15 protein-coding genes and 1 tRNA gene are annotated in these 22,211 nt (G+C 65.3%); 10 read left to right on the top strand and 6 right to left on the bottom strand.

Annotated features, from left to right (window positions below; genetic code table 11):
• Positions 1 to 79 precede the first annotated feature (79 nt).
• Positions 80 to 1,579 carry a dihydrolipoyl dehydrogenase family protein gene (locus DGI_RS09970; protein ID WP_021760865.1) on the top strand — a complete coding sequence of 500 codons (1,500 nt, stop codon included), beginning with the start codon at positions 80 to 82 and terminating at the stop codon, positions 1,577 to 1,579.
• A 117-nt stretch (positions 1,580 to 1,696) separates the two neighbouring features.
• On the opposite strand, the gene DGI_RS09965 is transcribed toward DGI_RS09970, so the two are convergent.
• Together DGI_RS09965 and DGI_RS09960 are read right to left on the bottom strand one after the other, a co-directional pair.
• Positions 1,697 to 3,124 (bottom strand): outer membrane homotrimeric porin, encoded by a 1,428-nt coding sequence (locus tag DGI_RS09965; protein ID WP_021760864.1) that lies wholly within the window; start codon positions 3,122 to 3,124, stop codon positions 1,697 to 1,699.
• A gap of 195 nt (positions 3,125 to 3,319) precedes the next feature.
• Positions 3,320 to 3,406: transfer RNA gene (locus DGI_RS09960), tRNA-Leu, on the bottom strand.
• Between the two features lie 144 nt (positions 3,407 to 3,550).
• On the opposite strand from DGI_RS09960, the gene DGI_RS09955 reads away from it, so the two are divergent.
• The 5 genes from DGI_RS09955 (at position 3,551) to aroC (ending at position 10,772) form a co-directional block, all read left to right on the top strand.
• Positions 3,551 to 4,237, top strand: coding sequence for a DUF554 domain-containing protein (locus tag DGI_RS09955; protein ID WP_021760863.1), 687 nt, complete (start codon positions 3,551 to 3,553; stop codon positions 4,235 to 4,237).
• A gap of 86 nt (positions 4,238 to 4,323) precedes the next feature.
• Complete coding sequence (gene uvrA, locus DGI_RS09950; protein WP_021760862.1) at positions 4,324 to 7,155, top strand: excinuclease ABC subunit UvrA; 2,832 nt, start codon at positions 4,324 to 4,326, stop codon at positions 7,153 to 7,155.
• A gap of 13 nt (positions 7,156 to 7,168) precedes the next feature.
• Entirely contained in the window at positions 7,169 to 9,121 is a 1,953-nt protein-coding gene (locus DGI_RS09945; RefSeq protein ID WP_021760861.1) for a hybrid sensor histidine kinase/response regulator, read from the top strand.
• Between the two features lie 11 nt (positions 9,122 to 9,132).
• Positions 9,133 to 9,678, top strand: a complete 546-nt coding sequence (aroL, locus tag DGI_RS09940; protein ID WP_034608191.1) for a shikimate kinase AroL — start codon at positions 9,133 to 9,135, stop codon at positions 9,676 to 9,678.
• The gene (gene aroC, locus DGI_RS09935; protein ID WP_021760859.1) at positions 9,675 to 10,772 is read left to right on the top strand and encodes a chorismate synthase; all 1,098 of its coding nucleotides are present in this window, start codon (positions 9,675 to 9,677) and stop codon (positions 10,770 to 10,772) included. Before aroL ends, aroC begins: the two co-directional genes overlap by 4 nt.
• Before the next feature lie 4 nt (positions 10,773 to 10,776).
• Here the strand turns inward: aroC and DGI_RS09930 are convergent, their stop codons facing one another.
• Genes DGI_RS09930 through DGI_RS09915 form a run of 4 tightly spaced genes read right to left on the bottom strand, consistent with a single transcriptional unit; the run spans position 10,777 to position 16,519 of the window.
• Complete coding sequence (locus DGI_RS09930) at positions 10,777 to 12,504, bottom strand: GspE/PulE family protein (RefSeq protein ID WP_021760858.1); 1,728 nt, start codon at positions 12,502 to 12,504, stop codon at positions 10,777 to 10,779.
• A gap of 12 nt (positions 12,505 to 12,516) precedes the next feature.
• Positions 12,517 to 13,614, bottom strand: a complete 1,098-nt coding sequence (locus DGI_RS19530) for a response regulator (protein WP_327023796.1) — start codon at positions 13,612 to 13,614, stop codon at positions 12,517 to 12,519.
• Positions 13,611 to 14,453 (bottom strand): GAF domain-containing protein, encoded by an 843-nt coding sequence (locus DGI_RS09920; RefSeq protein WP_021760856.1) that lies wholly within the window; start codon positions 14,451 to 14,453, stop codon positions 13,611 to 13,613. The genes DGI_RS19530 and DGI_RS09920 overlap by 4 nt, the downstream gene beginning before the upstream one ends.
• Complete coding sequence (locus DGI_RS09915) at positions 14,450 to 16,519, bottom strand: ATP-binding protein (RefSeq protein WP_051286684.1); 2,070 nt, start codon at positions 16,517 to 16,519, stop codon at positions 14,450 to 14,452. Before DGI_RS09915 ends, DGI_RS09920 begins: the two co-directional genes overlap by 4 nt.
• 239 nt (positions 16,520 to 16,758) lie before the next feature.
• Between DGI_RS09915 and argF the strand changes: the two genes are divergently transcribed.
• The 4 genes from argF (at position 16,759) to DGI_RS17235 (ending at position 22,165) form a co-directional block, all read left to right on the top strand.
• The gene (argF, locus tag DGI_RS09910; protein WP_021760854.1) at positions 16,759 to 17,664 is read left to right on the top strand and encodes an ornithine carbamoyltransferase; all 906 of its coding nucleotides are present in this window, start codon (positions 16,759 to 16,761) and stop codon (positions 17,662 to 17,664) included.
• A gap of 12 nt (positions 17,665 to 17,676) precedes the next feature.
• Positions 17,677 to 18,888 carry an argininosuccinate synthase gene (locus tag DGI_RS09905; protein ID WP_021760853.1) on the top strand — a complete coding sequence of 404 codons (1,212 nt, stop codon included), beginning with the start codon at positions 17,677 to 17,679 and terminating at the stop codon, positions 18,886 to 18,888.
• A gap of 11 nt (positions 18,889 to 18,899) precedes the next feature.
• Positions 18,900 to 20,288 carry an argininosuccinate lyase gene (argH, locus tag DGI_RS09900; RefSeq protein ID WP_021760852.1) on the top strand — a complete coding sequence of 463 codons (1,389 nt, stop codon included), beginning with the start codon at positions 18,900 to 18,902 and terminating at the stop codon, positions 20,286 to 20,288.
• A gap of 293 nt (positions 20,289 to 20,581) precedes the next feature.
• Complete coding sequence (locus DGI_RS17235; RefSeq protein ID WP_158407317.1) at positions 20,582 to 22,165, top strand: OmpA family protein; 1,584 nt, start codon at positions 20,582 to 20,584, stop codon at positions 22,163 to 22,165.
• Positions 22,166 to 22,211 lie beyond the last annotated feature (46 nt).

Raw genomic sequence — 22,211 nt, 5'->3', positions numbered from 1 at the left:
AAAAGGTTTCCTCTCTCGCAATGTCCTTTTTCAAAATTAAAATGCTCTAGGCGCCACACCTCACACAAAAGAGACGGCAATGCCTGCATTCGAGTACGATCTCGGCATCATCGGCGGCGGCGCAGCCGGCCTCACGGTGGCCTCCGGCGCGGCCCAGATGGGCGCGAAAACCCTGCTGGTGGAGCGACGCGAGGCCCTCGGCGGCGACTGTCTCCACTTCGGCTGCGTCCCCTCCAAGACCCTCATCAAGTCCGCCCACGTGTATCATCTGATGCAACAGGGGGCGGCCTTCGGTCTGCCTGTCATGGATCCCGGCCCGGTGGAGTTTGCCAGGGTGCGCGAGCGCATCCGCGGCGTCATCGCTGCCATCCAACCCCATGATTCGGTGGAGCGGTTCTGCGGGCTCGGGGCGCAGATCAAATTCGGCCAGGCGGAATTCCTGGACGAGCACAGCATCCGACTGCACGGCAAGACCATCGCCGCCGAGCGCTGGGTCATCGCCGCCGGGGCCCGGCCCGCCATTCCGGACATCCCCGGCCTGGAAGCCGTGGCCTTTCACACCAACGAGACGATTTTCTTCATGGATTCGCTGCCTTCCTCCCTGCTGGTGCTGGGCGGCGGGCCCATCGCCATCGAGCTGGCCCAGGCCTTCCAGCGGCTGGGCAGCCGGGTGACGGTCATCCAGCGCAGTCCGCAGATCCTCTCCCGGGAAGATGCGGACATGGCCGCCCTCATCCGACAGCGACTGGAAGCCGAGGGCGTGCGCGTCATCACCGGCGTGGCCACCACCGCCGTGCGGGAGACATGCGGCCTGAAGGAAGTGGTCGTCTCTCACAAGGACGGGCGAGAGGAGGTTATCTCCGGCACGCACCTGCTGGTGGCCCTGGGCCGTCAGGCCAATGTGGACACCATGGGGCTGGACAACGCCGGCGTGGCGTTCTCGGCCAGGGGCGTGCAGGTGGATGCCCGGCTGCGCACCAGCCAGGACCATATTTACGCCTGCGGCGACATCACCGGGGCCTGGCAATTCACCCACGCCGCGGGGTATGAGGGCGGCGTGGTGCTTGCCAATGCCATTTTTCGCCTGCCCCGCAAGGCCGACTACACCTGGATGCCCCGGGCCACCTACACCGATCCGGAACTGGCCTGCCTGGGCCTCACCGAGGCGCAATGCATCAAGGACGGCATCGAACACCGGGTGCTGACTGAAGAATTTCAGGACAACGACCGCGCCCTGGCTGAGGGCGCCGGCGTGGGCCGGCTCAAGCTCATTGTGGACAGAAAGGAAAAGCCCCTGGGCGTGCAGATCTGCGGCCCCAATGCCGGCGAGTTACTGGGGGAATGGTCCGCGGTGCTGGGCGGCGGGGTCAAGCTCTCCACCCTGGCCGGCACGGTGCATGCGTATCCCACCCTGGCGGAAATCAACAAGAAGGTGGCCGGCGCCCTCATCGCGCCCAAGATCTTCGGCGGACTGGTGAAGAAAGGCGTCAACTTCCTCTTCAACTACAAAGGCCGCGCCTGCGAATGGACCAGTCATGGCGAGGCCGATCCCCCACCTGCTGCAGACAATGAGAGCTGATGCCTTCGATATGATTGCAAGCCACTATCAAAGTCATGGACTGGGAGAACGCGAGAGGGAAAACCGTTTTCAAATGGTTTCCCCTCTCGTAACGTCCTTTTTCAAAAGTAAAATGCTCTAGAACGTGTAGTTCAGGCCCCAGCCCATTTTCCAGCTGGTGCCGCGATTGTCCGGTGCCCAGAGGGTATTGCCATACTGCAGGTGCACCAGCCCAAGCTCCAGAATACAAGCCAGATTTTCGTATATCTTGTATTCACTGTCGAGATTTATTTCATACAACTGGTCCGCTGTGGTCAGTTCAATGCCTTCCACAGGGGTCAGAACCTCGCCCCACACTGTGACGTCACGCATGCGGCGGCTCTTGGAACTGTTGGTGCCGCTGGCATACAGGAAGCGCAACTGATGGGTCAGGTCTTCCATCAACGAAATGTCCTTGAGCAAAAGCGCCACGCCCCACTTGCCAGCGGGATTGTTGTGGGTCAGCCCGGCACTGTTGGCCAGCAGATCGTCCGTGGTCAGCAGGCTGCCGCCGTCCCAGGCAAAGGTGGTGGGATTCCAGTCCGCGGCTATCATGGGAAGCTGCTCGGACCCATTGCGCCAGGAGGCGTCCTCGCCGGAGGCATACCAGCCCAACAGACCGATGGTCACGCATTCCAGGGCATAATCCAGTTCCGCAGCCAGGTAGTAGCCCCGGCGATCGGCCACGCTGCCTCTGGCGTCCATGGATCCGTACAATCCTTCCAGCATCAGAGTGAAGGGATTGAACATATCCAGCGTAATGGCGCCGCCTCCCCACCAGGCCAGGGTGCGCTGATCCAGGGCTGCCGGGGTGAAGGGAACCAAACCGGAGTACACCGCCGGCGCGAGCATGGACGGTGTGTTCACAGCACTGGAGCTGCCCAGAAAATCCCGGCCCATGGCGGCGAGCACCACGTACGGGTGCACCTTCCAGCCGTCTCCCTGTAAGGGAGCCAGAAAGGCGAACATATCGAATTCGTCCCAGGGGTTAGGGTCGCCAGTCTTGGCCAGGTCGTATAGCCTTGCCCAGACCGCGCCCACGGTGAGCATGTCCGAGACGGTGTATTGCGCCAATATGCCGGCCACGTCGTCATCAAACAAAGGCGAACCGGCGATGGGTCCGGGGCCGGCCATCCCCAGAATGCCCATGGAAAGCAGCAGTTCCGTATCCGGGATGGTGACCTGGATGAACGCGCGCTTGGTCTCCAGGTTCACGCCGTCCGCGCCCAGGGCCCCGCCAGCACCGCGGCCGTCGGCCTTGGCGTCGCCCCATCGGGTGTCGCCAATCTCAAGCAGCACGATGCCTTTGAGGTTTTCGCTGGCCACGAAGTCCACTTGCAGACGCGTGCGTTGCTTGGCGGAGAAGTGATCTTCATCGGACCAGTCCCGGGAGCCCAGGCTACCCAGATCGATATACGACCAGTTGAACAGGAAATTCCCTTTGACCTTGACGTCCACGGCATGGGCCGAGGTCGAGATGGCCAACCCGCACAGGATTGCCAACGCAACCGCGCAAATACGCTCCATGAATCCCCCCCACCTTGATGGTTGCAAGATGTTTCCCCCTTCCCTTCCTGATACCACTACGGAAGTGTTTGACTTTTGGGTGGATATCCCAAACCGATTCGCTAGGCAATCCAGTGCGCAGGCCAGCAGACTTGGAGAACATCGCTCCAGCACAGAAAAAAGCCCTCACGCAGCGAGCGTAAGGGCTTGGTCTTGTGGTGCCGGGGGCGAGAATCGAACTCGCATACCCTTGCGGGTGCCGGATTTTGAGTCCGGTGCGTCTACCAGTTTCACCACCCCGGCGGAAATTTGGCCTACTACCCCATCAGCCCCGGTGCGTCAAGACGGGAGTTCTGCAGCGCAGATTTTTTCTTTCCTTTGCGGGCCATTTTCAGTATTGGCAAAGCGCTGACTGCCCTTCTCCACCCTTCTGCCCGCACCACCACCATGCATCTTCCTCTCGGAACCATGTTCAATGTGGCCACCATCCTGGCGGGTGGCGGCCTGGGACTGCTGCTGCACGGCAGACTGCAGGACCGCTACCGCATCATCGTCTTCCAGGGGCTGGGGCTGTGCACCTTGGCCCTGGGCGTGAAGATGAGCCTTGCCATGCAAAACCCCTTGCACATCATCTTCGCCGTGCTGTTGGGGGCCATTCTGGGAGAATGGCTCCGGCTGGAGCAACGCTTTGAGGGCGCGGCCGTTCGCCTCAAAAAAACAGTGAAATCAAAGACGTCCACCTTTGTGGATGGCATGGTCACGGCCAGCGTCATTTACTGCGTGGGGCCCATGGCCATCCTGGGCAGCTTTGACGAAGGCCTGCGCGGCGATCACAGCATCCTCTTCGCCAAGGCTGTGCTGGACGGCTTCGCCTCCGTGGCCCTGGCCTCCACATACGGCGTGGGCGTGCTCTTCTCCAGTGTGGCGGTGGGCGTGTATCAATTGGGCCTCACCGTATTCGCCACCACCCTGCAAGGCGTGTTCGACGAGCCCTCCATGGCCGCCCTCACGGCCACGGGCGGGGTGCTCATCCTGGGGATTTCCATCAAACTCCTGGACATCAAACACATCGCCTTGACGAATCTGCTGCCGGCATTACCCATGGTTGTCCTGCTGGCGCGGCTGTTTCCCTGACCTGCGACGGCAGTTTCCTTTGGGGGGCTGATCTGTTAATCAAGTCCGCAGCGAGTCAGTCTGACGGCAGGAGCATCACGGTGAGCATGGCGAGCGGGCGCGGTCAGCGCGTCATCCGGATAGAAGGGGCGCGGCAGCACAACCTGAAGAACCTCACGCTGGACATCCCGCGCGACGAGCTGGTGGTCATCTGCGGCCCCTCGGGCTCGGGCAAGTCCACCCTGGCCTTTGACATCGTCTACGCCGAAGGCCAGCGCCGCTATGTGGAGAGCCTCTCGGCCTATGCCCGGCAGTTCCTGCCCCAGATGGACAAGCCCGACGTGGACAAGATCGAGGGCCTCTCCCCGGCCATCTCCCTGGAGCAGCAGAGCGCCAGCCGCAACCCGCGCTCCACCGTGGCCACCACCACGGAAATGTACGACTTTCTCCGGGTGTTCTATGCCCGCTTAGGCGTGCCCCACTGCCCCAAATGCGGCCGGCCCATCCAGGCCCAGAGCACGGATCAGATCGTGGATGAGTTCCTGGCCCTGCCCGAGGGCACACGGTTCATGATCCTGGCTCCCCTCGTCGAACACCAGAAGGGCACCCAGCAGGACAAGCTCAAGAAGCTCAAGTCCCAGGGCTTTGCCCGCGTGCGGCTGGACGGAAAGATCCTGTCGTTGGACGAGATCCCGGCCGTGGAAAAGAACAAGAAGCACAGCCTGGATCTGGTGGTGGACCGGCTGGTGAGCCGGCCGGACAACAACGCCGAGCTGCGCGGCCGGCTGGCGGATTCCGTGGAACTGGCCCTGGACATGGGCAAGGGCCGGGTGATTCTGCACCTGCCCGATGCCGAAGGCAGCGTGGCGGACCGCGTCCTGGCCACGGATTCGGCCTGCCCGGACTGCCGCATCGCCATCCCGGCCCCCTCCCCCCAGCTTTTTTCCTTCAACTCCCCCCAGGGCGCCTGTCCCACCTGCTCGGGCATCGGCAGCGTGGAATATTTCGAACCGCGGCTTCTGGCTCCCAACCGGGGCCTGTCCCTGGCTGGGGGCGGCCTCCTGCCCTGGAAGAGCCCGCGGGTGTTCGCCAGGTACGAAGACGCCCTGGCCCGGCTGGGCAAGGCCCACGGCTTCACCCTCACCACGCCCTTTGACCAATACAACGAGGAAGCCTGGAGCGCGCTCTTCAACGGCGACGAAGCCCAGGACTGGCAGGGCGTGGTCAGTATCCTGGAAGGCGGCATGGATTTCGGCAGCATCTGGCGGGACGAGCTCTCCCGCTTCCGGCAGTCCATGCCCTGCCCCAGCTGCCAGGGGGCGCGCCTCAAGCCCGAGGCCCTGGCCGTGCGGGTGGATGACCTGAACATCTTCCAGTTCTGTTCCCTGTCCATTGTCCGGGCCCTGGAATGGCTGGAAGGACGGGTGTTCCCCGGGCATACGGCGCGCATCGCCGAGCCCTTGATGAAGGAACTGACGCACCGCCTGGGCTTTCTGGCCAATGTGGGCCTGGAGTACATCGCCCTGGCGCGCAACATGTCCACCCTGTCCGGCGGGGAGGCCCAGCGCATCCGCCTGGCCGGGCAGCTCGGATCCGGTCTGGTGGGCGTGACGTACGTGCTGGACGAGCCTTCCATCGGCCTGCATCCGCGGGACAACGTCCGCCTGCTGAACACCCTGCGCAGCCTGCAGACCCGTGGCAACACCGTGCTGGTGGTGGAACACGACGAAGCCACCATCCTGGCGGCGGATCACGTGATCGAACTCGGGCCGGGCTCAGGCATGCAGGGCGGGGAGATTGTCCACGCCGGCCCCGTGCATGGGAACGGCGGCCTGATGCAGAGCCAATCCTCCCTCACGGCCAAGTACCTGCGCGGCGATCTGCAGATTCCCCGGCCCAGCGCCCGCCGTCCGGCCAACGGCAGTCTGGTGGTCAGAAACGCCCGCACCAACAACCTGCAGGGCGTGGACTGCCGCATTCCCCTGGCCAGCCTGGTCTGCGTCACCGGGGTATCCGGTTCCGGCAAAAGCTCGCTGGTGGTGGACTCGCTGTACAAGCATCTGGCGCTTTCGCAGGGGCTCAAGGTGGAACAGCCCGGACTCATCGACGGGCTGGAAGGCGCAGAGGCCGTGGAGCGCATCGTGGCCATCGACCAGACCCCCATCGGCCGCACGCCGCGGTCCAATCCGGCCACCTACACCAAAATCTTCGACGAGATTCGCACCATCTTTGCCCAGACGCCGGACGCCAAAAAGCGCGGCTATCAGCCGGGCCGCTTCAGCTTCAACGTGCGCGGCGGCCGCTGCGAAAAATGCCAGGGCGATGGCACCATCACCGTGGAGATGCACTTTCTGCCCGATGTGTACGTCACCTGCGAAGTGTGCAAGGGCCGGCGCTACAACCGCGAAACCCTGGACGTGCACTACAAGGGCAAAAACATCGCCGACGTGCTGGACATGAGCGTGCGCGAAGCGCGCCTCTTTTTCCAGAATTATCCCGCCCTGAAACGCCGCCTGGCCGTGCTGGAGGAAGTGGGCCTGGAATACATGCGCCTGGGCCAGCCGGCCACCACCCTGTCTGGCGGGGAGGCCCAGCGCATCAAGATCAGCCGTGAGCTGGGCAAACGAAGTCTGCCAAAGACCTTATACATCCTTGACGAACCCACCACGGGCCTGCACATGCATGAGGTGGGCAAGCTCATCAAGGTGCTGCACAGTCTGGTGGACAAGGGGGCCAGCGTGGTGGTCATCGAACACAACATCGACGTCATCCTGGCGGCGGATTGGGTGCTGGATCTCGGCCCCGGCGGCGGCGAATCCGGGGGGCGCATCGTCAGCCAGGGCACGCCGGAACAGATCATCGCCGATCCGAATTCCGTCACCGGCGCGTTTCTCACCCATACCGTGCCGGCAGACCGGGAACTCCCGCCCGCAGGCTGAGGTCAGGCCCGACATGGACCACCAGGACCACCAGGACAACCAGGACAACCAGGACCACGCCGACCAGACGCCCCAGGCCCTGCGCGCCCGGCTGGCCTTCCTGGAAGCGCAGAATCGTTTTCTGCTGGAGGAAAAGCATCAGGCCCTGGATGCCCTGAGCCTGGCCGCCTCCCTGGTGAACTTCACCGGCTCCGGCGGGGCCGAAGAGGACAGGCTGGCCATCCAGCAGGAGGTGGCCTCCCGCGCCTGCCTGCTCATCCCGTGCAAGGCCGTGGGCCTCTGGATGGTGGACCCGGCCACGCAAGACTTCCAACGCGCCCTGACGCAGCCGCTGGACTGGGCGTACCGGCTGGAAGCGGAAGTGGACCGGCTCATTGAAGACGGCGTTTTCGCCTGGGCCCTTTCCCGCAACACGCCGGAGATCCTGCATGGCGCCGACCCCGCCGAGGTCGTGCTGCTGCACTCCCTGCGCACCCCCACGTCCTTCCAGGGCATGTTCGTGGCCGTGCTGACCGTGGAACGCGCCCAGCTGCAGGATTCCGCCCTGGCCATCCTCTCCATCCTGCTGCACGCCGGGGCGCACATGCTGGAAGGCGACCAGCTCGCCCGCCGCCTGGCCCTGGCCAATCAGGACCTGACGGCCAATCTGCAGCAGTTGGAAGCCTCCCGCGCCGCCCTGGCCCTGCGCAAGGTGGATCTGGAGCGCATGGTGGCGGAACGCACCCGGGATCTGCTCCAGGCCAATGCCCTGCTGGAGGAAGAGATTCGCCAGCGCATCGCCATCGAGGACGAGTTGCGCCTTGCCAACCGACGACTGGCCGAAGCCTTTGACGCCAGCAGCGACGGCCTCTGGGAACACTATCTGGAAACCGGCCGCGAGTACCATTCCCCGCGCTGGGCGGCCATGCTGGGCTACACCCAGCCGGAAATCGAACAATCCGTGGACGGCTGGGCGGCGCTCCTGCATCCCGAGGACGTGGACAAGGGCCGGCGCTACATGCAGCAGTATCGGCAAGGAGAAATCACCAGCCACCAGGAAGAACTGCGCATGCGCGCCCGGGACGGCTCCTGGCGCTGGCTCCTGTCCCGCGGCAAGGTGGTGGAATGGCGGGACGGCCGGCCCCTGCGCGTGGTGGGCACGCATCAGGACATCACCGCCCGCAAGCACATGGAAGACGAGCTCACCCGCGCCCGGGACGCCGCCGACGCCGCCAGCCGGGCCAAAAGCGAATTCCTGGCCACCATGACCCACGAGATCCGCACCCCCCTGAACGCCATCATCGGTCTGGCCGAGCTGCTGCGCCTGGGCGAGTGCACCGGCGAACAGGCGGACTACGTGGAGACCATCGAGCGCCAGGCCCGGTCCCTGCTGGCCATCCTCAACGATATTCTGGATCTCGCCCGCATGGATGCCCGCCAGCTGCAGCCGGCCTGCGACCCCTTCAACCTGCAGCAGGTGGTGGCCTCGGCCGTGGAACCCTTCCGGCCCGAGGCCAAGACCAAGGGCCTGCACCTCGCCTGCACCATTCCCGAAGACCTGCCGGCTCTTCTGGTGGGGGACGGCCCGCGCCTGCGCCATGTGCTGTTCCATCTGGTGGGCAATGCCGTGAAGTTCACCGAACAAGGATCCGTGGAAGTGCTGGTGACGGAGGCGAGCCCCCTTGCCGCCCCGCCTTCGGCAAAGTGCGACACGCCGACCTCCCCGCCCCTGCGGCTGCTCTTCGCCGTACGCGACACGGGCATCGGCATCCCCAAGGACAAACAGGCCGGTATTTTTCAGGCCTTCACCCAGTTGGACAGCGGCTTTTCCCGGAAAAAGGGCGGGCTGGGCCTGGGGCTGGCCCTGGCCCGTTCCCTGGTGGAACTCATGGGCGGCCAGTTGTGGATGAGCAGCGAGGAAGGCCGCGGCAGCGTGTTCAGCTTTGTCATCCCCCTGGCCCGGCTTGCCCCGCACGAAACATTGTGAAGGAATCGACCATGCGCATTTTTCTTGTCGGCCCTCGCGCCAGCGGCAAGACCACCCTGGCCCGCAGCCTCGCCGCCGCCCTGGACGGCGACTGGCTGGATACGGACACCCTGACGCAGCAGCACGCCGGCATGAGCATTGCCGAGCTGGTGGCCGCCCGGGGCTGGGAAGCCTTCCGTGATCTGGAATCCGCCGCCCTGGCAGAGGCCTGCGCCATGCCTGCGGCTGCAGCGCCCCTGCTGGTGGCCACGGGCGGGGGCATGGTGCTGCGTCCCGAAAACCGGCAGGCCATGCGCGAGGCCGGCCTGGTCCTCTGGCTCGATGCCCCCGGCGAGCTCATCACCGCCCGGCTGGCGGCGCACCTGGATCCCGGCCAGCGGCCCTCCCTCACCGGGGACGATCCCGTGGCCGAGGCGGCGCGGGTTGCCGCCTCCCGCGAATCCCTGTATCGGGAAGCAGCCCACGCAGTGTTGGACGCGGCCCAGCCCCTGACCGAGCTCGTGGAGCAGGCGCGCCGGCGCATCAACGACCATTTTTCCGGGAGCACACAGCAGTGAGCGGCGACACCTTCGGACGGCTCTTCACCCTGACCACCTTTGGCGAATCCCACGGCCCGGCCCTGGGCGGCGTGGTGTCCGGCTGTCCGGCCGGCATCCCCATCACCGAGGCTGCCATCCAGCAGGAGCTGGACCGCCGCCGCCCCGGCGCGGCCCAGGCCGGCGCGGCTTCCACGGCACGCAAGGAGCCGGACCGCGTGGAACTGCTCTCCGGCGTGTTCGAAGGCCGCACCACGGGCACGGCCATCGGCTTCTGCATCCGCAACACCGACCAGCGCAGCGCCGACTATTCCGCCATCAAGGACGTCTTTCGTCCCGGCCACGGCGATCTTTCCTACCACGCCAAATATGGTGCCCGGGACTACCGCGGCGGCGGCCGCTCCTCGGGACGCGAAACCGCCTGCCGGGTGGCCGGCGGCGCCATCGCCCAGGCCTTTCTGGCCACGCTGGGCATCATGGTGACGGCCTATACTGTGGAGCTGGGCGGCATCCGCGCCGCCGTGCCCGGGTCCCTGGCGGCGCTGGGCAATGTCTGGGAACGGCCTTTCTTTGCCCCGGAAGACGCCGTGATCACGGCCTGGCAGGGCCGGGTGGCCGAGATCAAGGCCCGTGGCGACACCCTCGGCGGCGTGGTGGAAGTGCGGGCCGAACCCATGCCCCAGGGCCTGGGGGAACCGGTGTTCGATAAGCTGGATGCCCGCATTGCGGCGGCGCTCATGTCCATCGGCGCAGTCAAGGCCGTGGAGATCGGCGCAGGCTGCGAGGCCGCCCGCATGACCGGCAGCCAGCACAATGACCCCATCCTCCCCCTGCCCCATCGGCAGGAAGCCAGCAACCATGCCGGCGGCGTGCTGGCCGGCATTTCCGATGGCCGGCCCCTGGTGGCCCGGGCCTGGGTCAAGCCCATCGCCTCCCACCACCAGCCGCAGGCCACCATCGGCACGGACGGGCAGGCCACCAGCATCACCGTGGGCGGGCGGCACGACATTTCGGCCATCCCGCGCATCGTGCCCGTGTGTCAGGCCATGGCGGCCCTGGCCCTGGCGGACTTCTGCTGCCTGCAGACGCGGCAGGCCGGGGCGATGGGGATATGAGGCGTCAATAGGCCACGCCCACGAACTCCTCGAAGCTGGTGAGGCCGGTGAGCACTTTTTCGCCGGCGTCCATTTTCAGGGTGCGCAGGGTGCCGGCGGCCACGCAGGCTTCCTTCACCTCGTAGCTGGAGGCCTTGCGCAGGATGTGTTCCTGCACCAGGCCGTCCACCTCCAGCACTTCGTACACCCCCAGCCGGCCGCGGAAGCCGGCGTTGTCGCATTTCCAGCAGCCCGTGCCGCGGAAAAAGTGCAGCCTGTCCCCGTTCAGCAGCGGGTGGATGTGCCGGGCCTGCTCGAGGGGGGCCTCGTAGGCCTCCAGGCAATCCGGACACAGCCGGCGCACCAGCCGCTGGGCCACCACAGCCTGCAGACAGGAGCTGACGAGGAAGGGATCCACGCCCATTTCGAACAGCCGGGTCAGCGCGCCGGGGGCGTCGTTGGTGTGCAGGGTGGAGATGACCTTGTGGCCGGTCATGGAACTTTTGATGGCGATGGTTGCGGTCTCGGTGTCCCGGATCTCCCCCACCATGATCACGTCCGGGTCCTGACGCAGGATGGAGCGCAGGCCCGAGGCGAAGGTCATGCCGGCCTTGGAATTCAGTTGGATCTGGGTGATGTCCTCCACGCGGGACTCCACCGGATCTTCCAGGGTGATGATATTGATGCCCGGCCGCTTGATGCGCCGCAGCACGGCGTACAGCAGGGTCGTCTTGCCCGAGCCAGTGGGGCCTGTGGCCAGGATGATGCCGTGCGGCTTGAGGATGGCCTGCTCCAGCCTGGCCCGGGCCACGTCGGCCATGCCCAGGTGTTCCAGTTCCAGGCCGCCCTGGTGCTGCTCGTGCAGGCGCATGACCACCTTTTCCCCGTAAATGGTGGGGATGGTGGACGTGCGCACGCCGATTTCCCGGCCCTGCACGGTGAAGGTGAAGCGGCCGTCCTGTGGGACGCGGGAAACGGAGATATCCAGATTGGAAAGGAGCTTGAACCGTGAGACCAGGGGCAGGAAGAACCTGGCCCTGGGCGCGGGCACGTCCACCAGCTGGCCATCGATGCGCAGCCTGAGGACAATGCGGTCCTGCTCCTTGGACAGGTGAATATCCGACGCTTTTTTGGCCTGCGCCTGGACGAGGATGGCGTTGACCATCTTCACCACCGGCGCATCCTCGGCCATGGAGGTCAGGGAGTCGGCGGAAAAGGCGGCGGTGGCGTCGTGACTGTCGCCGTCGCGGGTGGCCTCGCCATCCACGTCAATGTCTTCAATATCGAACTGCATGGTGGCGGGTGCGGCGAATTCGGCGCCGTATACCAGACGGGCCAGGGCAGCGAGCTCGCGTTCCGTGCAGATGGCTGGCTCCACGTCCAGGCCTGTGGCGCGGACCACGTCATCCAGGGCATGCAGATCCGTGGGGTCGCGCATGGCCACCCAGAGGATGCCGCCGCGGCGCTCCAGGGGCGCCAGACCGTATTTGGCGGCCAGCTCCATGGGCACCTTGGCGGCCAGGGTGCGATCCGGCCTGAAGTCTGGTTCGGCATAGCGCGTCAGGCGCAGTTGCCGGGCCAGCACATCGGCCAGGTGGGCATCCTTGACCAGTCCCTTCTGCAAGAGCAACTGGCCCAGCTTGAGCTTGCTGCGATCCTGCTCGGCCAGGGCGCGATCCAGACTTTCCCGGGTCAGGCAGCCGGCGGCCACCAGCAGTTCGCCGATGCGCTGGCGATTGCGTGTCCTGTTCATGCCGTTGCTTCCTCAGGCTGCCGCCCTGGCCAGCCCCAGGAGCCGCCGGGCCGTGGCCAGCAATTCCATGGGGCTGAAGGGCTTGGTCATATACAAATCCGCACCCACGGCCTCGCCCTTGATCCGGTCCACCTCCTGCCCTTTGGCCGAGAGCATGACGATGCACACGCCGCGAAGGTCTGGATCGCCCTTCACGCGCTCGCAGACCTGATACCCATTCATGCGGGGCATCATCACGTCCAGAAAGACGAGCCGGGGGCGCTCGCGGCGGATGAGCTCCAGCCCCTCCTGCCCGTCCCTGGCGAAGAGCATGCGCACGTCGTCGTCTTCCAGCTCTTCCAGGGCTTCTTCCATGAGCATGCGGATGTGCGGCTCATCGTCCACCACAACGAGGGACCGGGAGAGCGAGTGGGGAGCCGGCGGCGCGGGAGCAGGAACAGGAGAAGATACCGGGGGGGCCTCGATCTCTTCCACCACAGCCATTGCCACATCGAGCAGGTCCAGGTCGGCCGTCTCTGGCAGGGCGCCCCAGGGCTCGCCGGCAATGCGCTGGTACAGGGCCTCGGCCTCCTCCACGCACTGGCCCTGAAACAGCAGGGATTCCACCATGGCCAGAGCGTCATCGTCCCGGCCCAGGGCGTGCAGGGCCCCGGCATGGCCCAGCACCAGCTCGGGATCCTGCGGCGAAAAGGCCGCGGCGTGGGCAAAGAGGTCCGCGGCGCAGTCCCAGCGCCGGGCCCTGGCCGCCGCCTGCGCGGCCAGCAGAAACAGATTTGGCGCGGCGGGATAGACGATGCGGATGGATCCGAACAGCCTGGCGGCCGGCTCCAGCCGCTGCAGCCGGATCAGATGGGCCGTGGCCTTGATGAGATAGACCACCGTCTGCGTGGCGTCTCCCTGGGCGTGGCAGCACATGGCCACCCCCCTGCAGGCGTCCGGGTACAGGCCCTGGCAGGCGATGGCCTGCTTGAAGGCGGCCAGGGCCTCGGCATGTCGCCGGGCCTTGAGCAGGGCCTTGCCTTGCAGGAAGGCCCGGGCCGCTGCCGGGTGGACCGGCAGGGATGCCGCCTGCGGAACTGCCGGGACTGCCGGAGCTGCCGTCCTGGTCACGACGCCACCTCCTCATCCAGGGCATGTTCCAGCGTCCGGGCCAGGGTCAGCAGGGCCTGGCGGGACTTCTGCTGCTGCTGCCGCAGACGCCGGTTCTCCAGCACCGCGGCCACCTGAAACGAAAGCGTGGACAGCAGGGCCAGCTGCTCCGTGGTGTACAGCCGCGGTGTGCGCGAGCCCAGGTGCACAAGACCGAAAACCTCGCCCGCGCAGCGCAGGGGCGCGCACAGCATGGAGTGCACGGACAGGACGCCGGCGGCGCGGGAGTCCGCAGCCAGTTCGTTGACGATCTCCCCGCGGCCGCTGCGGCGCACCGCCTCATGAATGCGGGCGACCTCGGCAAACACCGTCGTCAGAAACGAGACATCCGGCAGCCCCTGCACCATACATGCAGGCTCGCCCGGCCAGCAGCGCTGCACCCCGGCATGATCGCAGGGGATCACCCCCTGGGCCACACGCAGCAGCTCGGCCAGGGCCTCTTCTTCCTGCAGGGCCGGACCGCGGGCGGCCATGTCGTACAGCAGGGTCAATTCGTTGTAGCGGCACAGGGTGTCGTGGGCCAGGGTGCGTTTTTCCAGATCCAGCACGGCCAGGACAGCCAGAAGTCTGGCCAGCACGTCGGCGTTGTCGTCGCCCAGGGTGTAGCCAGCCACCTCCCCTTCCACGTCGATGGCATGCCGCGCCGGCAGGGTCGGGCCATGGACCCCCGGCGCGCCCAGCACGGGCCTGCCCAGCACATCCAGCACGCACAGCGGCGAGCCCAGCCGGCCGGAAAGCTCCTCCAGCAGCACGGCAAGCCTGCGCTGGGAGAGCAGCCGCTTGAGTTTGATTCTGCTCATGCCTGCACTCCGGGGCGGTGCGCCTCCTGCCCGGGCAGAGCCGCCTTCCTGGCTTCGCCGATAAGGATGAAATAGATGCCTTCCAGCCCTTTTTCAAAGCGCAGGGTCTTCACCAGATCGTGCCGCCGGGCAAGCAGCGCATTGACGACGATGATGACCGGCTTTTCCTGCTCGGCCAGACGGCAACACGCCTCCACGTTCATGGCCTCGATGACCGTGTATCCCTGGGTCGTGAGCACCTGGGAAAAGGCCTGGACCTTGGCGGCGCTTTCATCCACCACCATGATTTTCTTGTTGGACGGCCGCGCGGCCACCAGCTCCGAGACTTCCTGCAGGAAGACCTTCTGCATCACCGGCTTGGTGAAGTATCGGTCCACCCCGATCTTGTAGCCCTCCTCCATGTTGCCCTCCACGGAATGGATGACGATGGGGATGTACGCCAGGGCGGGATTCTTTTTCATGGCCGCGGCCACGTCCAGCCCGGTCATGTGCGGCATCTGCACGTCCAGGATCACCAGGGCGGGCCGGTGCGTCTGCAACAGCTCCAGGGCCTGCAGACCGTCCTCGGCCTCCATCACCTGGTAGTTGTTTTCTTCCAGCAGTTGGCGCATGTATTCGCGGATGCTTTCGTCGTCGTCCACCACCAGGACGAGCTTTTCGTCCCCGTCCGGCCCCTGGGGGCTGTGGCGGATGTGGTCGTGGATGCGCTTGAGCACGTCATCCAGATTGTATTTTTTGATCTTGGGCTGGTTGTGTCCTTCCAGGGGCAGGGTGAAGGAGAACGTGGCTCCCTGGCCGGGTTCGGATTCCACCCAGATGGCCCCGCCGTGATGCTCCACAATCTGCTTGCAGATGGTCAGCCCCAGGCCGGTGCCGGTGGGCTTGTCCGTGAGGGTGTCCCCCACCTGCTTGAACTTCTCGAACACCTTGTCCTTGTCCTCGGGGCGAATGCCCATGCCCGTATCCTGCACGTCCACGCGGATCATGCCCTTGTCCAGCCGGGCGCGCAGAGTCACGTGGCCGGCGTCGGTGAACTTGACGGCATTGGACAGCAAATTGATGACCACCTGCACCAGACGATCCGGATCCCCCAGCAGTTCCGGCAGATCGCGCTGCACCTCCATGCGCAGCTGCAGATGCTTCCTGGCAAACAGCGCCATGGTGGCATCCGCCGCCTGCCGGCAGATTTCCGGCACGGCCAGGGGCAGGCTCTTCCATTCGATCTTGCCGGCCTCCATCTTGGCAATGTCCAGCACATCGTTGATGAGGGCCGTCAACCGTCTGGACTCCTTGTGGATGATGGCCACGTTGCGGCTCACGGTGTTAATGGCCCGCTGCGCCTTCTTGTCTTCCGGGTCCATCTTGGGGAAGATGACTTCCTCCAGTTTCAGCTGCACCATTTCCGCAAAGCCCAGCACACTGGTGAGGGGGGTTCTGAGCTCATGCGAGACGGTGGAGAGGAAGTCCGTCTTCATCTTGTCCACTTCCCGCAGGCGGTCGTAGGCCTTGGCCAACTGCTGGTGCATGTATTCCGTGGCTTTCTTGGACTTCAGCAAGGCATGCTCCGCCTTTTGCCGGTCCTCCACTTCCTTTTGAAGCTGCCCGGTCATCTCCACAAGCTCCATGGTCCGCTTGTTCTGCATGGCGGCCAGGGTGAGCAGCAGTTCCTGCACCGAGACAATGCCCGTGAGCAGCGTCTGCTCCGTGACGATGATATGATCGTAAATCTTGATTTTTTCCCGGCTCATGGCCATGCCGGCCACCATCTCCACGGGGGTTTCCCCGTCGATGATCAGCGGCTCGGGATCCATGACGTAGGACACGGGCTTTTTGTGGTACAAGGCCACGCCGTACTGCTGGGACAAGGCGCGATCCAGGTGCAGGCTCATCACCAGCCCCACAGGCTTGCGCTCCACTGCCACCACCAGGCAGCTGATGGGCTCGTCGTCCAGCCTGGTCTTGACGTCGCGGATGGGCAGTTCCGGCGACACCACGGTGGCAGGCTCCACCAGTTCGCGAATGCAGATGGACGCCTTGGTTCTGGCTCCTGGACGATGGTCGTGCATGAAGGTCGCTCCCGCACAAGGATGTCAGGCAGGGAGCCCCGCCTGCGCCGCGAACTGTACGAAGCGATGGTGAACATCTTGTGACAATCCCTATACGGACGGGATTTTCCAGCACTCGTCGCCCCGGCGCCCGGCCGGTAAAAATGCGGGCCACCCTCCCCTGGGTCTTTACAATGGCCCGCCTTTGTTTGTACGAAAGAGTTTTTCGCCACCGCAAGAACCCCAGAGGCAGGACGCGCATGACCAAGCACTATCTTTCCATGCTGGACATGGATCCTGAAACCGCCAGAGCCGTGCTTGACCGCGCCCTGGAGATGAAGCGCACGCGCCACCGCAGCCGGCTGCTGGACGGCAAGATCATCGCCTTGCTTTTCGAAAAAGCCTCCACCAGGACCCGGCTCTCCTTCGAAGTGGCCGTGCGCCACCTTGGCGGGGAGGCCCTGTTTCTGTCCTCCCGCGAGACCCAGCTAGGCCGCAACGAGCCTGTGCGGGATTTCGCCCGCGTGGTCTCCCGCTACCTGGATGGCCTGGTGGTGCGCACCTATGCCCAGCAGACCCTGGACGAGCTGGTGGCCTTCGCCACCATTCCCGTGGTCAACGCCCTTTCGGACCAGTTCCACCCCTGCCAGACCCTCTCGGATCTGCTGACCGTCTACGAACGCCGGCCGGATTTGGAAAATCTCGTCATCGCCTGGGTGGGAGACGGCAACAACATGGCCAACTCCTGGATGAACGCCGCCGCCCTGTTTCCCTTCACCCTCCGGATGGCCACACCGCACGGCTTCGAGCCCTCGGCAGACGTGCTGGCCCGGTCCCAGCGTCTGGGGGCGAAGATCGAACTGGGGAACGATCCCGTGGCGGCCGTGACCGGCGCGCACTTCGTCAATACCGACGTCTGGGTCTCCATGGGCCAGGATGACCCCGAGGGAGCCAAACGCAGCGCCTTCGAGCCCTTCCAGGTGAACGACACCCTCATGGCCCACGCCGCCGAGGGCGCCATGTTCATGCACTGCCTGCCGGCCCACCGCAGCGAGGAAGTGACCGAGGCTGTGTTCGAAAGCAACATTTCCATTGTCTGGGATCAGGCCGAAAACCGCCTGCATACCCAAAAAGCCATCCTTGAGTGGATTTTCACCCAAGACTAGGACGCCGCCGCCATGTCTACCATCAAGAAAGTCGTGCTCGCCTACTCCGGCGGGCTGGACACGTCCATCATTCTCAAATGGCTCACCATCCAGTACAACTGCGAGGTGATTACCTGCACTGCGGACCTGGGCCAGGAAGAAGAGCTGGACGGCCTGGAGCAAAAGGCCCTCTCCACCGGGGCCTCCAAGGCCTATGTGGATGATCTGCAGGAAGAATTCGCCCGCGATTTCGTCTTCCCCATGCTGCGCGCCGGCGCGGTGTACGAAGGCCGGTACCTGCTGGGCACCTCCATCGCCCGGCCCTGCATCGCCAAGCGGCTGGTGGAAATCGCCCAGGCCGAAGGCGCCCAGGCCATTTCCCACGGCGCCACCGGCAAGGGCAACGATCAGGTGCGCTTTGAGCTCACGGCCATGGCCCTTGCGCCGCAGCTGCAGGTCATCGCGCCCTGGCGGGAATGGACCATGCAATCGCGCACCGAGCTGCTGGCCTTCGCCACGGAGCACGGCATCCCCATGGGCGCCAGCAAGGCATCCCTCTACTCCATAGACCGCAACCTGCTCCACTGCTCCTTTGAAGGCGGCGAACTGGAAGACCCCTGGAACGAGCCGGCCGAGGCTTCCCATTGCACCACCACGCCCATCGCCCTGGCTCCGAATCAGCCCGAGGTGGTGGAGATCGACTTCGAGAAAGGCGATCCCGTGGCCATCAACGGCGTGCGCCTGAGCCCGGCCGCCCTGATGAAGCAGCTCAACACCATCGCCGGCAAGCACGGCGTGGGCCGCATCAACATGGTGGAAAACCGCTTCGTGGGCATGAAGAGCCGCGGCGTGTACGAAACCCCCGCCGGCACCGTGCTGCAGCTGGCCCGCCGCGATCTGGAAGGCCTGACCATGGACCGCGAGGTGATGCACCTGCGCGACAGCCTCATCCAGCGCTACGCCGAATGCGTGTACTACGGCTTCTGGTACGCCCCCGAACGCGAGGCCCTGCAGGCCCTCATGGACAAGGCCGCCGAGACCGTCACCGGCACCGTGCGCGTCTCCCTGTGCAAGGGCCACGTCCAGACCCTGGGCCGCAAGTCCCCCTTCTCCCTGTATGACGCCAACCTGGCCACCTTCGAGAAGGATACGGTCTACAATCAGGCCGACGCCACCGGCTTTATCCGGCTGCAGGGCCTGCGCCTGAAGGCCTGGAAAAAGCAGCGCGAGGCAGGCAGCAAGTGAGCGGCCCCACGATGAACGGACAGGCCGGCAAACTCTGGGGCGGCCGCTTCGAAGGCGAAAGCCTGCAGGCCGTGGAAGCGTTCACGGAATCCGTCTCCTTTGACAACGCCCTGGCATTCCACGATATCCGCGGATCCCAGGCCCATGCGCGCATGCTGGCTGCACAGGGTGTCATCTCCAGTGACGATGCCGCCAGCATCGTCGCCGGGCTGGACCAGATCCGCGGCGAGATCGAACGCGGCGAATTCGTCTGGCGTGTGGAGCGCGAAGACGTCCACATGAACATCGAAGCCCGGCTCACCGAACTGGTGGGCGATGCCGGCAAGCGCCTGCACACCGGCCGTTCCCGCAACGATCAGGTAGCCCTGGACTTCCGGCTCTTTGTGGATGAACGGCTGGCGGACTGGGCACGGCTGCTCAAGGCCGTCATCCGCTCCTTCCTGGCCCAGGCCAGGGAACATGTGGAGACCCTGCTGCCCGGCTGCACGCACTTTCAGCCGGCCCAGCCCGTGACCCTGGCCCAGCACCTGCTGGCCTACGCCTGGATGTTTTCCAGGGATATCGAGCGGATAGAAGACTGTCGCAAGCGCGTGCAGATATCGCCCCTGGGCGCTGGCGCCCTGGCCGGCACCACCTATCCCCTGAATCCCCTGGCCGTGGCGCAGGATCTGGGCTGGGAGCGCGCCTTCGCCAACTCCATGGACGCCGTGTCGGACCGGGATTTCGTGCTGGAATCGTTGTTCATCGGCAGCGTGGTCATGGCGCATCTCTCCAGGCTCTCGGAGGAAATCATCCTCTGGGCCGCGCCGCAGTTCGGCTTTGTGACCCTGCCGGACGCCTACGCCACCGGCTCGTCCATCATGCCGCAAAAGAAGAACCCGGACGTGGCCGAGCTGACCCGCGGCAAAACCGGCCGCGTGTACGGCGATCTCATGAGCCTGCTGACCACGGTCAAGGGCCTGCCCATGACCTACAACCGGGATCTGCAGGAAGACAAGGAACCCTTTATTGACTGCGACCGCACCGTGTCCATGAGCCTGACCATGGCCGCGGGCATGGTGGCTGCCCTGGTATACAAGCCGGAGCCCATGGCCGCCGCCCTCAAGAAAGGCTTCCTGAACGCCACGGAACTGGCCGACTATCTGGTCACCAAGGGCCTGCCCTTCCGCGACGCCCACGAAGTCACGGGCAAGCTGGTGAAGATGGCCGAGGTCCGCGGCGTGGGCCTGGAAGATCTGCCCCTGGCGGAAATGCAGTTGCAGTCCGCCCTCATCGAGGCAGACGTCTACCCCGTGCTGGATTGCCGCGCCGCCGTGGAGCGGCGGAAAATTCCCGGCGGCCCGGGCCGGGCCAGCGTGCTGCACCAGATCGCCACGCTGACGGCACTGGCTGCAGAATAGCCCCGATACGCCCTGACGCATTGCAAAGGAGTTCCTCGGAACTCCTTTCTTTTTTTGCGGTGCGTTCCATCCCGGCCTCCCCGCAACATTTTTCATGCGCCTGCAAGGAGTTAGAAAAAGTCTGGATCAATGGTATAGCATCTCTACCAACCCCTTGCAAACCTTGCCAAAAATTTACCTGCGCGATACACGGAAGGATATGCATTCTCCGGCCCGGAACTCGCGCGTCCCGGGCCGGGGGTGAGACGTCCTGTGGTGGGGCGCGCGTGGGGAGCACAAGGATGATGGGGAACATGCGTCGAATGGCAGCCGGCGTGGCGCTGGCGGTGGTGATCCTTTGTTGTCTTGGCCTGCGGCAGGCGGATGCCGTGGCGGCTGGCGGGGGACGTCCCGTCGCCGGCAGCAGCATGCGCCTTGAAGCGCCCTGGGACTTTACCTACAAGGCCAACCTGTCCACGGTGCGGCAGACGCTGCAGGCCGTGCGGGACGAGATGGAACGCTCGCCCACGGCGCGGCTGGAGATCATCGGCCACACCTGGAACCGCGGCGGGGATTTGCTTAATCGGCGCCTTTCAGCCCGTCAGGCGGAGCTGCTCAAGGAGCAGTTGGTGCGCGAATTCGGCGTGCCTGCAGCACGCATCGCCGCCCGGGGCATGGGGGCGGATGAGCCCCTGCCGGGACGCACGGCACGCGATGCGGACAACCGCCGTCTGGAACTTCTGGTGCATGATCGTCGTCCCATTGTTCCGATGGTCCAGGGGGAGACTTCCCCGGCCGGACCCATCACGCCCATCACGCCCATCACGCCCGTCACGACTGGCACGCCAGGCACGCCAGGCACGCCAGGCACGCCCATCACGACTGGCACGACTGGCACGACTGGCGCAGTAGGCACACCGGCTGCAGCGCCCGCGTTCTGCTCCCCCCTCGGCGCTGGCGGTCCTTCTTCCCTGACGCTCTATTTCGCCCTGGGCCGCAACACCATCCATCCGGATTCGGTAGACACCCTCAGACAGACCGCCTCCCTGCTGCAGGGCTGGCCCCAGGCCCGCGCCACGCTGGTGGGCCATGCGGATAACCGCGGCGACCCGGCGCGCAACATCACCCTGTCCCGCACCCGGGCAGAGACCGTGCGTCAGGCCCTGCACGCGGCCTTCGGCATCCCCCTGGACCGCATGTGCGTGGAGGGTGCGGGAGACGCGTTCCCCGTGGCAGACAACCTCACCGCTGAAGGTCGGGCCCGCAACCGCCGGGTGGAGGTGCTGCTGCACGGCATCGGGGAGGCCATGGCCTGCGCCCTGCCCTCCGCAACTCCGACACCTGCGACGGCGCCAACACCCCCGACACCGCCGGCTGCAACCAGTCAGGGCGTCCCCGTCCCCCCGGCCACACCGCGCCTCTTCGTGGTGGAGGGCGAAGTCCTGGCCGCCGGCCCCACGGCGGATCGATATTTCATTGAAATCAGCGTCCACAAGTGTGCCCTCTGGCTGTACGAACGCCAGCCCGACGGCGGCCGCAGGCTCGTCAAGCAATACACGGTGGCCACGGCCAGAAACGGCATGGACCATCCCGAGGGGCTGGGGTACGTGACCAAGATCGACAAGAACCCCTGGTGGTATCCCACGCCGGACATGAAGCGCCGTGCCGCAGCCAAGGGACGGGCCCTCAGCCCAGTGCCTCCGGGCCGCAAGGGCAACCCCATGGGCGCGGTGAAGATCCATCTTTCCCATGGTCCAACCTACCGAATCCATGGCACAAACAGACCGGATCAAATCGGCAGGCGCGTCTCCCTGGGCTGCATCCGCATGTTCAACCAGGATGCCCTGGAGCTGGCGAACCTCATCGACGTGGGCGCGGAGGTGAATGTGCTCTTTTAGAGCATGTTACTTTTGAAAGGATTTTTCGGGGGAAGAACCCCCTTTC

Source organism: Megalodesulfovibrio gigas DSM 1382 = ATCC 19364, from assembly GCF_000468495.1.
In the GTDB taxonomy this organism is placed as follows: Bacteria; Desulfobacterota; Desulfovibrionia; order Desulfovibrionales; family Desulfovibrionaceae; genus Megalodesulfovibrio; species Megalodesulfovibrio gigas.
This window is presented reverse-complemented; position numbering and strand designations above follow the sequence as displayed.

What these genes read in the sequence shown, in the direction of transcription:
- aroL (WP_034608191.1), top strand. Translation starts at nt 9,133, where the DNA reads ATGCGCATTTTTCTTGTCGGCCCTCGCGCCAGCGGCAAGACCACCCTG.
- argF (WP_021760854.1), top strand. Translation starts at nt 16,759, where the DNA reads ATGACCAAGCACTATCTTTCCATGCTGGACATGGATCCTGAAACCGCC.
- DGI_RS09955 (WP_021760863.1), top strand. Translation starts at nt 3,551, where the DNA reads ATGCATCTTCCTCTCGGAACCATGTTCAATGTGGCCACCATCCTGGCG.
- DGI_RS09970 (WP_021760865.1), top strand. Translation starts at nt 80, where the DNA reads ATGCCTGCATTCGAGTACGATCTCGGCATCATCGGCGGCGGCGCAGCC.
- uvrA (WP_021760862.1), top strand. Translation starts at nt 4,324, where the DNA reads ATGGCGAGCGGGCGCGGTCAGCGCGTCATCCGGATAGAAGGGGCGCGG.
- DGI_RS09905 (WP_021760853.1), top strand. Translation starts at nt 17,677, where the DNA reads ATGTCTACCATCAAGAAAGTCGTGCTCGCCTACTCCGGCGGGCTGGAC.
- DGI_RS09915 (WP_051286684.1), bottom strand. Translation starts at nt 16,519, where the DNA reads ATGCACGACCATCGTCCAGGAGCCAGAACCAAGGCGTCCATCTGCATT.
- DGI_RS09920 (WP_021760856.1), bottom strand. Translation starts at nt 14,453, where the DNA reads ATGAGCAGAATCAAACTCAAGCGGCTGCTCTCCCAGCGCAGGCTTGCC.
- DGI_RS09965 (WP_021760864.1), bottom strand. Translation starts at nt 3,124, where the DNA reads ATGGAGCGTATTTGCGCGGTTGCGTTGGCAATCCTGTGCGGGTTGGCC.
- DGI_RS09945 (WP_021760861.1), top strand. Translation starts at nt 7,169, where the DNA reads ATGGACCACCAGGACCACCAGGACAACCAGGACAACCAGGACCACGCC.
- DGI_RS09930 (WP_021760858.1), bottom strand. Translation starts at nt 12,504, where the DNA reads ATGAACAGGACACGCAATCGCCAGCGCATCGGCGAACTGCTGGTGGCC.
- argH (WP_021760852.1), top strand. Translation starts at nt 18,900, where the DNA reads ATGAACGGACAGGCCGGCAAACTCTGGGGCGGCCGCTTCGAAGGCGAA.
- DGI_RS17235 (WP_158407317.1), top strand. Translation starts at nt 20,582, where the DNA reads ATGCGTCGAATGGCAGCCGGCGTGGCGCTGGCGGTGGTGATCCTTTGT.